The following is a 12,521-nucleotide window of genomic DNA, read 5'->3' as shown; positions in this document are numbered from 1 at the left end:
CTCAGAGGGGCTGCTCGAGGGTTTGAGGAAGATCGGTATGCGGCGCTGAAACACCACGGCGCAGGAACTTCGCCAAAGCAGGGACAAACCGGATCACCATCTCGGATGCTTCCCGCCCCAATATCTGCGGTCTCAGTGCCAGTAGTAGCGCGGGCAATGCGGCCGCTGAAAAGCTGCCGGCGATCAGGGACAACAGGGGAATATCAAATCGTTCCACTGCGTGCTGTCCTGCCATCGCACCCAAAACGCAGGCAACGCACAGCAGCAGGCCGCGCAGCAGGTCGGGCAACAAGGCCGTCCAGCCGATCTTCAATGCGCGGAATGCTGCAGCACCGACAACGGCCGCGCGCAATACCAGCAACAGGCCTGCAACGGCAGCAGCCATGTGAATGCCCTCACCTGCGAACAGGTAAAACCCGAGCACTCCCAAAAAGACAAGCGGAAGCTGCAAAGCGAATTCGTAGTGCTTGCGTCCGGTGTTCCACAGCACGGGCGTCGATAGTCCCCAGATGACATATGCCGGCATGCAGAGGAAGAGGATGGCGAGCACCCACGCTGCACCGCTCCAGGCCGGGCCATACAGTACATGCACGATGTCCGGCGACAAAAAAGCAAGTGTCGCAAAGGCAGGAAACCCCAGCACCACAACGGTTGCCAGCATCTGGAGGTATGCGCGGCCCAACCGTGGATGATCGTCCTGCAGGCGGGCACCTGCCGCCAAAAATGCGGGTTGCAACGCGCCAAGCAGCAAGGTGTTGGGCATGGTGGCCAGGTTGTATGCCACGTTATAAAGACCCAGGGACTGCGCGTTAAGCAAGCGGCCTATCAATACCCGGTCAAGATTGTTAAGCAACCAGTTGACGATGTTGGTGAAGAACACCGTGCGTCCGGTGCCAACAGCGGACTTCGCGTCGGCATACCAAAAAAGGGGGCGCAGCGCATGCGGCTTGAGGACATAACTTGCAATAAACACCACCGCCGCTTGTACCAGCCATGCCGCCACCAGTGAGGCCTCACCCTGACCAAGCAATGCCATCGGTACACCGACGGCCACATACCCTGCGGCGTAGCTGCCGACCTGGATCAGGCCCACTGCACGGAAGTTCAGGTCACGTTGCAGCAGGTAGGTGGCGGGTGCAGCGGCAGCACCCAGGAGGCATGCCAACGACAACCATTCAATGACGAATTGCGCGCGCGGTTCCCTGAAATACGCCGACAGTAACGGCGCCAGGAAATATAAAGCGAGCATGGTGAGGATGCCAACGATCAATTGCCAGGTCCAGGCAAATCGGACATCCTCCTCGCACAGGTTCGTGCGCTGCAACAGGCTCCAGCTGAAGCCGAAGCCGGAGACAAAGGTAGCGAAAGTCAGCACCACCATGCCGATGGCAAAGACGCCAAAAATATCGGGTCCCAGCGTGCGGGCCAGCACCACCTGAGCCACCAACTGCAGCGCAAAGCGGGCCGCGGTGGAAACTGCGCTCCATTTGACTGCTGTCACACCCGGCCGGCCGAGTCCGCCCATGTTCAGGGCCTTCCTGCCTTGTAGCGCCGCACGGCGATCACACCCATGAGCACCAGTGTGGCCAGCAGCATGCCATAGGAACGCCAACCGGACTCGCCGGCGTTGGGCTCATTGATGGAAGTGGAAGAGTTGGGTCGGACATCGGGACTGTAGACGGCGCGGACCTTGACGGTGTCGGCGTCGGTGTCGGCGTGCAGTTTCGTGCGCGTGTTCTTTTCGGCAAGCACCGATTTCGCGGCGGGGACCGGCCGCGGATGATCAGAAGAGTCGGAATAGGCAAATGCCGAGGCCATCCAGGCAGCAGCTAAAGCAGCGGTAACGAGGGCTTTAAGCATGAATTTCTCCTCTGTCAAAGCAGGAGACAAGTTTGTTGTGCAGTGCAGCAATTGACAATAGTCCAAACGGCTCATGGCACATTTCATGCTCTTATTTATGTTGAAAATAAGAACGTGCTTTCATCTGTGGGACTAACGACCATCAGGGCTGGCTAAATGCCGATTGGAGACAGTAAGGGGTCGTTTGGCTTCGGTTGCGCAAGATCCCCGGACTGCTGATTCAAGGAAATTCCGGAGGAATTTCTGTAGCCGTCAGGATTGCGCTGCTGCCAATGCCATGAATCACGGCACATGTCGTCAATGTTGCATGTAGCGCGCCAGCCCAGCAGGCTGTCAGCGAGGGAAACATCGGCAAAATACTGCGCCACGTCGCCGGCTCGCCGGGGGCCAAATTCAAACGGGATGGTCCGACCGCTTGCCCGTTCAAAAGCCCGCACAACGCCCAGTACGCTGGTTCCTTCGCCGGTTCCAAGATTCACGGTAAAGCTCTGGGCATTGGCCAGCAAAGCGTCCACCGCGGCCACATGGCCCGCGGCCAGATCGGTCACATGCAGATAGTCCCGCACGCCGGTTCCATCCGGTGTTGGGTAGTCATTGCCGAACACATTCAGGCTGGATCGCTTGCCCACGGCTACCTGGGTGACGTACGGCATCAGATTGTTGGGGATTCCGCTAGGGTCTTCGCCGATCAGGCCGCTCGGATGTGCCCCCACCGGATTGAAATAGCGCAGGACGCCGACACGCCAGGAGGGATCCGATGTGCGCAGGGAAGCCAGAATGTTTTCACACATCAGCTTGGTGTGTGCGTAAGGGCTTTCCGGTGCACATGGGAACTGTTCAGTGATGGGGACGGTGGCCGGGTCGCCGTAGACCGTCGCACTTGAAGAGAAAACCACTGTCCGGCAGTCCGTTGTTTCCATGGCCTGCAGCAAACTCAAGAGGCCGCCCACGTTGTTGCTGTAGTACATGAGGGGGCGCTGAACGCTTTCCCCAACCGCCTTGAATCCGGCAAAGTGAATAGCGGCAACGCAGCGGTGTCGCCGCAGCACCCCGGCTACAAAGCTTGTGTCCAATACATTGCCTCGCTCACACAGGACGTCGCGGTCCGTCAACTGCTGCAGCCGTTGCAGGACCACCGGGTGACTGTTGGAAAAGTCATCCAGGATCACCGGCTGGTAGCCGGCCTCAACCAGCGCCACAAAGGTGTGGCTGCCGATATATCCGGCACCACCAGTTAAGAGCACGCCAGGTTCGATTTTTTTGGTCATTGTATGAGGTTGCATTGCAGCAGATTGGTTCGATATAGGTCACGACGCCGACATGGACGTTTCTCGAATACTACCCATATCACAAGAGGACCATACGATGGACGAGACAGCATCCTGACACATCCGCATTCTGCCGAATTGCACCCGTTGTTATCGGTTAGTCATGAGTGTCTTCAGTGTGTGAAGAAAGGATGTCAGCGTAAGCCGCGTGTATGCGTCGGAAGGTGTCACGCGGGGGGCAAAGCGTTTCGAATCGTTCGGTAAGCAGTTGTGAATGGAACGCCGAGCCCGCGTATTCGTGCGCTGATTTGCCGCGCACTCACTGTCAGTGTTCAAACCGGGGGCGACAAAAAGTCACAAAGATTCAAGGCAGTCGTAACCATATGCTTGTTTCTTTAGGTGCCTTCCGGCGACATTGCTCATGCAGGCAAAAAAAAGCCCGGAACGAAATCCAGGCTTTTTTGCGAAAGAAGAGCGCCTTACATGCTGCTGTAGTTGGGCCCACCGCCGCCTTCAGGTGTGACCCACACAATGTTCTGAGTCGGATCCTTGATATCGCAGGTTTTGCAATGCACGCAGTTCTGCGCATTGATCTGCAGGCGGTCTGAATTGTCGGGGCTCTTCACGAACTCATAGACGCCGGCTGGGCAGTAGCGGCTTTCGGGGCCGGCGTATTTGGCCAGGTTGATGTTGACCGGCACGCTTGCGTCCTTGAGCGTCAGGTGTGCGGGCTGGTGCTCTTCATGGTTGGTGTTGGAGACAAACACCGAACTCAGGCGGTCGAAGGTGATCTTGTTGTCAGGCTTGGGATAAACAATCGGCGCGCATTCGGCCGCCGGCTTGAGTTTGGCGTAATCGGGCGTGCTGTTGTGAATCGTCCAGGGCGGCGACTTGAAGCCCAGCTTGGGCAACAGCCAGTGTTCGATGCCGGTCATGAAGGCGCCAACATACAGGCCCTTCTTGAACCAGGACTTGAAGTTGCGCGACTGATTCAATTCTGCGGCCAGCCAGCTCTTTGCATAAGCCTCGGGGTAGGCGGCCAGCTCGTCGTGCTGGCGGCCGGCGGTGACGGCGTCATACGCGGCCCCAGCGGCCAGCATGCCGCTCTTGATGGCTGCATGGCTGCCCTTGATGCGTGCGGCATTGAGGTAGCCGGCTTCGCAGCCGATCAGCGCGCCGCCCGGGAAGACTGTCTTGGGCAGGCTGAGCGCGCCGCCGGCGGTGATGGCGCGCGCGCCATAGCTGATGCGTTTGCCGCCTTCGAGGTAAGCCTTGATGCTGGGGTGCGTCTTCCAGTGCTGCATTTCTTCAAACGGGCTGAGGTAGGGATTGCTGTAGTCCAGTCCGGTGACCATGCCCAGCGTGACCTTGTTGTCTTCCAGGTGGTACATGAAGCCGCCGCCATAGGTTTGGGTGTCCATGGGCCAGCCGGCGGTGTGGATGACAAGGCCCGGCTTGTGTTTGGCGGGGTCGATTTCCCAGAGCTCTTTCACGCCCAGCGCATAACCTTGCGGGTCGCGGCCTTCGTCGAGCTTGAAGCGGTTGATCAGTTGTCGGCCCAGGTGGCCGCGCGCGCCTTCGGCAAACACGGTGTACTTGCCGTGCAGCTCCATGCCCAGCTGGAAGTTGTCGGTGGGCTGGCCGTCTTTGCCGATGCCGAGGTTGCCGGTGGCCACGCCTTTGACCGAGCCGTCGTCGTTGTAGAGCACTTCGGCCGCCGCGAAACCAGGGAAGATTTCAACGCCGATGTTTTCGGCCTGCTGCGCCAACCAGCGCACCACATTGCCCAGGCTGATAACGTAGTTGCCTTCGTTGTGAAAGCAGTCAGGCACAAAAAAGCCCGGTGTCTTGACGGCGCCTTTCTCGGTCAGGAAAAGCACTTCATCGGCGGTGACGGGTTGATTTAACGGCGCGCCTTGGGCTTTCCAGTCGGGCAGCAGTTCGGTTAATGCCTTCGGGTCCATCACAGCGCCCGAAAGAATATGCGCGCCGGGCTCGGAGCCTTTTTCAAGAACCACGACAGAAATGTCCGTGCCCTTTTCGGCGGCGAGTTGCTTCAAGCGAATGGCGGTGGCCAAGCCACCCGGGCCTCCACCCACTACGACCACGTCATATTCCATCGCTTCGCGGGGGCCGAACTGGGCCAGAATCTCTTGGGTATTCATCGGGGGACTCGCTGATAATGATTTTCAGGAAGGATTGCTGTCTCGCGCTGGATTTTATGCCGCGAATGCAGCGATGCGAACGGTCGTTCTCTTTTGTGCAGCTTTAATTGAGAGGAGCCTCTAATGGCTTACAGCATTGATCTGTCGGGGCGTGTCGCCCTGGTGACCGGCGCATCGGGCGGGTTAGGTGCGCAGTTTGCCAAAACGCTGAGCAGCGCGGGTGCTGCTGTGGTGCTGGCCAGCCGCAGGCTCGACAAGCTCAAGGATTTGCGCGCGCAGATTGAAGCGGCCGGCGGCGATGCGCATGTGGTGGAACTCGACGTGACCGACCACGCGAGCATCAAGGCCGGCGTGGCCCATGCCGAAACCGAAGTCGGCCCCATCGACATCCTGGTCAACAACTCGGGCGTGAGCACCACGCAGCGTATCCAGGATGTGGGCGAAGAAGATTACGACTTCATCTTCAACACCAATGTGAAGGGTGCCTTCTTTGTCGCGCAGGAAGTCGGTAAGCGCATGCTGGCCCGTTCGCGCGGTGCCGGGCTCGCCAACTATGCCGGCGGGCGCATCATCAACATCGCCTCCATGGCCGGGCTGCGTGTGCTGCCGCAGATCGGCGTGTACTGCATGAGCAAGGCCGCCGTGGTGCAAATGACCAAGGCCATGGCGCTGGAGTGGGGCAAGTTCGGCATCAACGTCAACGCGATCTGCCCCGGCTACATCGACACCGAGATCAATCACCATCATTGGGAGACCGAGCAAGGCAAGAAGCTTGTGCAGATGCTGCCGCGCAAGCGCATCGGCAAGCCGGAAGACCTGGATGCGCTGCTGGTCATGCTGGCCAGCGGTGAAAGCCACTTTGTCAATGGCGCGGTGATTGCAGCCGACGACGGCTTTGGCGCCTGAATAGATTCACTGCCTGCAAAAAAGCAGGGCGCGTGGCAAAGTGGACCTTCGCGTCTTTTCCGGTTTTCCAAGCTCTCAAGCTCTCAAGCTCTCAATCTCGTCAATTTAACTTCCTGATCTCTGGAGCCTGCGCATGTTCGACTCTGTATTGCCCTACCTCGGCCCGATAGGCCTGATTTTCCTGGCGCTGCTTGCCGGAGTTGTGAGCCCCGGCCCCAGTTTTGTGCAGGTGGCGCGCATTGCCGTGTCACGCTCGCGTGCCGATGGTTTGGCCGCCGCGGTCGGCATGGGCCTGGGGGCTCTTGTGTTTGCTGCGCTGGCGCTGGCCGGCTTGCAGGCTTTGCTGGCCGCGTTGCCGGGCGTTTACATGGCACTGAAGGTGGTGGGTGGGCTCTATTTGATGTGGATTGCTTTGAACATCTGGCGCGGCGCCCGCCAGCCGCTGGAGATGGCGGGCGCTGAAAGTGCCGTCTCGCGCCGTACGGTGATCCAGTCCTTTCGCCAGGGGCTGGTCACGCAGCTGAGCAATCCCAAAATCGTGGTTGTCTACAGCAGCGTGTTTGCCGCCTTGCTGCCTGCGCAGTTTCCGCTACCGGCGGCCGTGCTGGTGCTGGTGGGCGTGTTGATCATGGAAACCGGTTGGTATGCGGTGGTGGCGCTAGTGCTGTCGTCCACTATGCCGCGCGCGGCCTACCTGCGCAGCAAGGCTTTGGTAGACCGCGTGGCCGCGGGCGCCATGGGCCTGCTTGGCTTGCGCCTGGTGGCTACTGCGCATGTTGCCTGACGCATGCTGACTGGCATTCTGGCCGGGCTCGCGGCGGGAGCGCTGTGGGGCCTGGTGTTTGTCGCGCCGCGCATGGTCGCGATGGGCACGGGCGGTTATTCGTCGATTGACCTCACTGCGGGACGCTTTGCCGTCTATGGCGTACTGGCTGCGCTGGTAATGCTGATCGGCATGCGCAGCCGCCGCTTGCCGACGCTGCGCCAAGCTTGGGCTGCGCTGGTGATGAGCGTCCTGGGCTTCAGCGGCTACTACCTGTTGCTGGTGCTGGCTATACGCGACGCGGGCACCGAAGTGCCTTCACTCGTCATCGGCACCATCCCGATCTGGGTCATGCTGCTGGGCAAGCCGCAAGGCCTGCGCTGGGCCTCACTGCTGCCGGGGCTGGCGCTGACGCTGGCGGGGCTGGCGCTCATGATGGGCTCCACGCACGAAGGACCCGCGGGCACTGCCACCCATTTCTGGCGCGGCATGCTGTTTGTGTCGGCCTCGCTGGTGTGCTGGACGGCCTTTGCGATCCTTAACTCCGCCTGGCTCAAGCGCCACCCGGAAGTCAACGCCACCGACTGGGCCAACTGGCTGGGGGTGGCCACTGGCTTGGGCGCACTGCTGATGTGGCTGGTCGCCGGTTCCGACATCAACGTACTGGCAGGCCGTGAAGACCGCTGGATGTTTGTGCTGCTCTGTGTGATCGCAGGCGTGGGTTCGACCTGGCTGGCCACCATCTTGTGGAACGTGGCCAGCCAGCGGCTCAGCGCCAGCCTGTGCGGGCAGCTCATCGTCAGTGAAACGATTTTTGCGCTGCTGTATTCCTTTGCGTGGGACGGCCGCTGGCCCACCCTGGTTCAGCTCACCGCCTGCGTGCTGTTCACGCTGGGCATTCTTGCTTCCATACGGGCGCACCGCTAGGTGTGATGGCCACCATGAAGATTGAAATCCCCGAAAAGAAAAAACTGGTCCGTGAAATGATCATCCCCATCCGCTGGGGCGACATGGACGCGATGGGCCACCTCAACAACGGCAGCTACTTCCGTTTCCTGGAAACCATACGGATAGACTGGATGTACGCGATTGGCTGCCGGCCCGACCCGCGGGGCGAAGGCCCGGTCATCGTCAATGCCTTCTGCAACTTCTACAAGCAGCTCGAATACCCGGGCGACGTGCTGATGAAGATGTATGTGAGTGACCCGGGCCGCAGCACCTTTGAAAGCTGGGCCACCATGGAGCGCACCGATGCACCGGGCGTAATCTGCGCCGCGGGCGGCGCCACCACCATCTGGGTGGATTTTCCGGCGCAAAAATCCCGGCAGCTGCCCGACTGGATGCGCAAGCTGATTGAGGATTGATTTTTAAGAGAAATAGGACTCTGGTCCAGGTGATTACTTGGCTATTAGCTATTAAATACATAGCAAATAGCGGAGAGCGAAACAAACCAGGCCGCAGCCTTAGCGCACCGTGCGAAAGCTTTTCTCGTTGTCCTTGAGCCAGCGCTGCGCAAGGGCGCGTGTGTGTTCTTCAGCCACCGCAGAGGCTTCCTGGTCCGGATGGAAGTCGCGCCTGAAGTACGCCAGCAGCGGCCCGGCGGTGTGCCAGATGGCGCCGTTGCGCCCCCAGAAGAATTTCGCAGCGCTCCACCAGGTGCCGGGCTTGAACAGAGTGCCGTCGTGCCACAGGTTGAGCGCCGTCTGCCGCCCTGAATCGAAGCAGAACAGCAGGACCGCGTAGATGTACCAGCGTATGCGCCAGCCATAGTTGCCCTGCAGCGCCTGGTAAAGGTCGTAGGCGACGGCGCGGTGCTCGGTTTCCTCGGCTGCATGCCAGCGCCAGAGGGTCTGCATTTTCGGGTCGGCACTGTCGAGCGTGGTGTCGTGGCGCAGCATGAAATCCGCCAGCACGGCCGTGAGGTGTTCATACGCTGCCGTCACCGCAAGGAAGTGGCGCGGTTCCACGCCTCTTTTTTTCGCGAAGTCGATGCGCGCCGTGGCCCAGTGTTGCCAGCGATTTACAAGGCCCTGCGTTTCCAGGTGCGCGTTGTAGAGCGCGTGGATATGGCGGTGCGTGGCTTCCTGGCCTATGAACTGCGCCGTAGCTTCGTGCAGCAGGGCATACTCGGGCGTCTCGGGCAACTGCTTCGCGCAGTCGCGCACTGCATCGATGAAGGACTGCTCGCCCACCGGAAAACTCATCGACAAGGCATTGTGGTACTGGCTCAGGAAGGCGTCGCCGCCATACCAGTGGCGGTCAAAGCCCTGGTCGAGGTCGATTTCGAGCTTGCGCACGGTCAGGCCGGAGGGGTTGGCCGATGCGGGGTTGGGCGCGGCCGGCGCGACGAGGGAAGCGGTGGTGGTCGAAGTCATGAATTCCTTGTTCCAGATCAAACCCTGCACAAATAATTCTCAGGCCGGCTTGGGCGGCTTGGGCACGCGGCCCATCAAGTAGAACTCGGGATTGGGCTGCATGTCGCTGAAGCTTGCCATGCGGTTCGAGAGGCCGAAGAAGGCCGTAATCGCCGCGATGTCCCAGGCATCTTCGTCATCAAAGCCGTGGCCGTACAGCGCCTCGAAGTCGGCGTCTTCAATCCGGTCGGCCTGCAGGCAGACATTCATCGCGAAATCCAGCATGGCGCGTTGGCGCGGCGTGATGTCGGCCTTGCGGTAGTTGACCGCCACCTGGTCGGCCACCAGCGGTTTCTTTTCATAAATCCGCAGGATGGCGCCGTGCGCGACCACGCAGTACAGGCAGTTGTTGGCCGCGCTGGTGGCGGTGACGATCATCTCGCGCTCGCCCTTGGTCAGCGTGCCATTGGGATTGGACCCTTCTTCCTTGAGCATCAGAGCATCGTGGTACGCGAAGAAAGCGCGCCATTCGGCGGGGCGGCGCGCCAGCGCGAGGAAAACATTGGGCACAAAACCGGCCTTTTGCTGGACTTCGAGGATTTTGGCCTGTATGTCTTGCGGCAGGTCTTTCAGTTCGGGCGCGGGATAGCGGGGTGCCGCGCCGGAAGTTTTGGGACTGGTCATAAGGGTTTCCTCAACGGACTTTATAAGCGACTCGGTTCAAGCGTAAAGCGTAAAGCAAAGAGGGCCGCCCCGATCACGCGGGAGCTTGGTGAAAGATACGTGCAATTAATAAAAACTATTAGATAAATACTTTTTATTGGCTTTGCTTATTTTGCCGTGAAACCTAGACTGTGCTTCACAGGCCAAGAGCCTGGCAAGTCCAGGCCTCCAAGCCCTCCAAGCCCTCCAAGCCCTTACACGGCACCACTTATTCATCAAAGGTAAACCACATCATGGCTGATCACAACACGCAAGGCGAAGCCTCCTGCCCATTCTCGGGCGGCGCCCGCAAACACGCACTGGCTGGCGTCGCAACGAATGCCGCCTGGTGGCCCAATCAGCTCAACCTCAAGATTCTTCACCAGAATTCCCCGCTGTCCGATCCCATGGGCCTGGCATTCAACTATGCCGAGGAATTCAAGACCCTGGACCTGCATGCCGTCGTCAAGGACCTCCATGCGCTGATGACGGACTCGCAGGACTGGTGGCCAGCGGACTACGGCCACTACGGCCCATTCTTCATCCGCATGGCCTGGCACAGCGCGGGCACTTACCGCATCGCCGACGGCCGCGGCGGCGCGGGCTCCGGAACGCAGCGCTTCGCGCCGCTGAACAGCTGGCCCGACAACGGAAACCTCGACAAGGCGCGGCGCCTCTTGTGGCCGGTCAAGCAGAAGTACGGCCGGAAAATCTCCTGGGCCGACCTGATGGTCCTGGCCGGCACCGTGGCCATGGAGTCGATGGGATTGAAGACTTTCGGTTTTGCCGGCGGGCGTCCCGACGTCTGGGAGCCGGAAGAAATTTACTGGGGACCCGAGTCCGAATGGATGGGCGACAAGCGTTACAGCGGCGACCGCGAGCTCGAAAATCCTCTCGGCGCAGTCCAGATGGGCCTGATCTACGTGAACCCCGAAGGCCCGAGCGGCAAGCCGGACCCGCTGGCCTCGGCACGCGACATCCGCGAGACCTTTGCCCGCATGGCCATGAACGACGAGGAAACCGTTGCGCTGACCGCCGGCGGGCACACTTTCGGAAAATCCCATGGTGCTGCCAATCCGGGTGAGCATGTCGGCCCCGAGCCCGAGGGCGGCAGCATCGAGGACCAGGGCTTCGGCTGGGTCAACAAGTTCGGCGGCGGCCATGGCGTCCATACGATTACCAGCGGTATCGAAGGGGCCTGGACCAAGAACCCGACCAGGTGGGATAACGGCTATTTCGAGAACCTGTTCGGCTATGAGTGGGAGCTGACGAAAAGCCCGGCCGGCGCGCACCAGTGGACGCCGAAGGATCCGGCAGCCGCAAGCACCGTGCCGGATGCCCATGATCCCGCGCTGCGCCATGCCCCGATGATGACCACGGCCGACATGGCCCTGCGCATGGACCCGGCCTATGAAAAGATCTCGCGGCGTTTCATGGCCAACCCGCAGGAATTCGCGGATGCCTTCGCACGCGCCTGGTACAAGCTGACGCACCGCGACATGGGTCCGGCCGCGCGCTACCTGGGCCCGCTGGTGCCGAAGGAAGCGCTGATCTGGCAGGATCCGGTTCCCGCCATCGACCATCCGCTGATCGATGAGCAGGATATTGCCGGCCTCAAAGCCAGGATCCTGGCCTCTGAGCTTTCCATTTCGCAGCTTGTCACAACGGCATGGGCATCTGCATCAACCTTCCGTGGCAGCGACAAGCGCGGCGGCGCGAACGGTGCGCGCATCCGTCTTGCGCCGCAAAAGGATTGGGAAGTCAATCAGCCGGCGGAACTGGCGAAGGTTCTGAAAGTGCTGGAAGCAATCCAGGGTGAATTCAATGGTGCGCAGCCTGGCCGCAAGAAGGTCTCGCTGGCGGACCTGATCGTTCTTGGCGGCTGTGCGGCCGTCGAGGCCGCCGCCAAGAAGGCGGGTCATGACGTGAAGGTGCCGTTCTCGGCGGGCCGTACGGACGCTTCGCAGGAGCAGACTGACGTGGAATCGTTCGCCGTTCTCGAGCCTGCCGCGGATGGTTTTCGTAACTACACCCGCAAAGGCCAAGACCAGCGGGCGGCGGAGCAGCTGGTGGATCGCGCGAACCTGATGACGCTGAGCGCTCCCGAGATGACCGTGCTGCTTGGCGGTATGCGCGCCCTGAATGCCAACGTCGGGCAGGCCAGGCACGGCATTTTCACCAAGCGACCCGGGACATTGAGCAACGACTTTTTTGTAAACCTGCTGGACATGCGCACGAAGTGGCAGAAATCTGCCGCCAGTGAGGGTGTGCTGGAGGGGCGTGACCGCAAGACGGGCGAGCTCAAGTGGACGGGTACGGTGGCCGATCTGGTCTTCGGGTCGAACTCCCAGCTGCGGGCCCTTGCAGAAGTTTATGCGTGCAGCGATTCGCAGCAGGTCTTCGTGCGTGACTTTGTGGCCGCCTGGAACAAGGTGATGAACCTGGATCGCTATGACCTTGCCTGATCAGGCAGACCCTCACAGGCCCTGATGGAGGCCAAGCC

At 60.6% G+C, this 12,521-nt stretch carries 11 protein-coding genes; 5 read left to right on the top strand and 6 right to left on the bottom strand.

Translation table 11 applies throughout. The annotated features are described in order from the left end of the window. Position 1: 1 nt before the first annotated feature. From ACQ4MS_RS02085 to ACQ4MS_RS02070, 4 genes are all read right to left on the bottom strand, one after another. Complete coding sequence (locus ACQ4MS_RS02085; RefSeq protein ID WP_431097422.1) at positions 2 to 1,525, bottom strand: lipopolysaccharide biosynthesis protein; 1,524 nt, start codon at positions 1,523 to 1,525, stop codon at positions 2 to 4. 2 nt (positions 1,526 to 1,527) lie between these two features. Then, positions 1,528 to 1,860 carry a hypothetical protein gene (locus ACQ4MS_RS02080; RefSeq protein ID WP_431097420.1) on the bottom strand — a complete coding sequence of 111 codons (333 nt, stop codon included), beginning with the start codon at positions 1,858 to 1,860 and terminating at the stop codon, positions 1,528 to 1,530. Positions 1,861 to 2,012: 152 nt separating this feature from the next. Further along, complete coding sequence (gene galE / locus ACQ4MS_RS02075) at positions 2,013 to 3,128, bottom strand: UDP-glucose 4-epimerase GalE (RefSeq protein WP_431097419.1); 1,116 nt, start codon at positions 3,126 to 3,128, stop codon at positions 2,013 to 2,015. Positions 3,129 to 3,607: 479 nt separating this feature from the next. After that, complete coding sequence (locus tag ACQ4MS_RS02070; protein WP_431097418.1) at positions 3,608 to 5,293, bottom strand: electron transfer flavoprotein-ubiquinone oxidoreductase; 1,686 nt, start codon at positions 5,291 to 5,293, stop codon at positions 3,608 to 3,610. 123 nt (positions 5,294 to 5,416) lie between these two features. On the opposite strand from ACQ4MS_RS02070, the gene ACQ4MS_RS02065 reads away from it, so the two are divergent. From ACQ4MS_RS02065 to ACQ4MS_RS02050, 4 genes are all read left to right on the top strand, one after another. Next, positions 5,417 to 6,199 (top strand): SDR family oxidoreductase, encoded by a 783-nt coding sequence (locus tag ACQ4MS_RS02065; protein WP_431097417.1) that lies wholly within the window; start codon positions 5,417 to 5,419, stop codon positions 6,197 to 6,199. A gap of 133 nt (positions 6,200 to 6,332) precedes the next feature. Then, complete coding sequence (locus ACQ4MS_RS02060) at positions 6,333 to 6,983, top strand: LysE family translocator (protein ID WP_431097416.1); 651 nt, start codon at positions 6,333 to 6,335, stop codon at positions 6,981 to 6,983. A 3-nt stretch (positions 6,984 to 6,986) separates the two neighbouring features. Further along, the gene (locus tag ACQ4MS_RS02055; protein WP_431097415.1) at positions 6,987 to 7,889 is read left to right on the top strand and encodes a DMT family transporter; all 903 of its coding nucleotides are present in this window, start codon (positions 6,987 to 6,989) and stop codon (positions 7,887 to 7,889) included. Between the two features lie 14 nt (positions 7,890 to 7,903). Further along, entirely contained in the window at positions 7,904 to 8,326 is a 423-nt protein-coding gene (locus tag ACQ4MS_RS02050) for an acyl-CoA thioesterase (protein WP_431097414.1), read from the top strand. Positions 8,327 to 8,425: 99 nt separating this feature from the next. Here the strand turns inward: ACQ4MS_RS02050 and ACQ4MS_RS02045 are convergent, their stop codons facing one another. Both ACQ4MS_RS02045 and ACQ4MS_RS02040 read right to left on the bottom strand, forming a co-directional pair. Then, complete coding sequence (locus ACQ4MS_RS02045) at positions 8,426 to 9,337, bottom strand: metal-dependent hydrolase (RefSeq protein WP_431097412.1); 912 nt, start codon at positions 9,335 to 9,337, stop codon at positions 8,426 to 8,428. 39 nt (positions 9,338 to 9,376) lie between these two features. Then, entirely contained in the window at positions 9,377 to 10,000 is a 624-nt protein-coding gene (locus tag ACQ4MS_RS02040) for a peroxidase-related enzyme (protein ID WP_431097410.1), read from the bottom strand. 272 nt (positions 10,001 to 10,272) lie between these two features. On the opposite strand from ACQ4MS_RS02040, the gene katG reads away from it, so the two are divergent. Further along, positions 10,273 to 12,483 carry a catalase/peroxidase HPI gene (gene katG, locus ACQ4MS_RS02035; protein WP_431097408.1) on the top strand — a complete coding sequence of 737 codons (2,211 nt, stop codon included), beginning with the start codon at positions 10,273 to 10,275 and terminating at the stop codon, positions 12,481 to 12,483. Positions 12,484 to 12,521 lie beyond the last annotated feature (38 nt).

Source organism: Polaromonas aquatica (assembly GCF_050626995.1).
In the GTDB taxonomy this organism is placed as follows: domain Bacteria; phylum Pseudomonadota; class Gammaproteobacteria; order Burkholderiales; family Burkholderiaceae_C; genus Polaromonas; species Polaromonas aquatica_A.
Note: the sequence above shows the minus strand (reverse complement) of the source record. Positions and strands in the feature narration are given on the sequence as shown.

Coding starts and splice junctions, on each gene's coding strand:
- ACQ4MS_RS02085 (WP_431097422.1), bottom strand. CDS start 1,525: ATGGGCGGACTCGGCCGGCCGGGTGTGACAGCAGTCAAATGGAGCGCA.
- ACQ4MS_RS02080 (WP_431097420.1), bottom strand. CDS start 1,860: ATGCTTAAAGCCCTCGTTACCGCTGCTTTAGCTGCTGCCTGGATGGCC.
- galE (WP_431097419.1), bottom strand. CDS start 3,128: ATGACCAAAAAAATCGAACCTGGCGTGCTCTTAACTGGTGGTGCCGGA.
- ACQ4MS_RS02070 (WP_431097418.1), bottom strand. CDS start 5,293: ATGAATACCCAAGAGATTCTGGCCCAGTTCGGCCCCCGCGAAGCGATG.
- ACQ4MS_RS02065 (WP_431097417.1), top strand. CDS start 5,417: ATGGCTTACAGCATTGATCTGTCGGGGCGTGTCGCCCTGGTGACCGGC.
- ACQ4MS_RS02060 (WP_431097416.1), top strand. CDS start 6,333: ATGTTCGACTCTGTATTGCCCTACCTCGGCCCGATAGGCCTGATTTTC.
- ACQ4MS_RS02055 (WP_431097415.1), top strand. CDS start 6,987: ATGCTGACTGGCATTCTGGCCGGGCTCGCGGCGGGAGCGCTGTGGGGC.
- ACQ4MS_RS02050 (WP_431097414.1), top strand. CDS start 7,904: ATGAAGATTGAAATCCCCGAAAAGAAAAAACTGGTCCGTGAAATGATC.
- ACQ4MS_RS02045 (WP_431097412.1), bottom strand. CDS start 9,337: ATGACTTCGACCACCACCGCTTCCCTCGTCGCGCCGGCCGCGCCCAAC.
- ACQ4MS_RS02040 (WP_431097410.1), bottom strand. CDS start 10,000: ATGACCAGTCCCAAAACTTCCGGCGCGGCACCCCGCTATCCCGCGCCC.
- katG (WP_431097408.1), top strand. CDS start 10,273: ATGGCTGATCACAACACGCAAGGCGAAGCCTCCTGCCCATTCTCGGGC.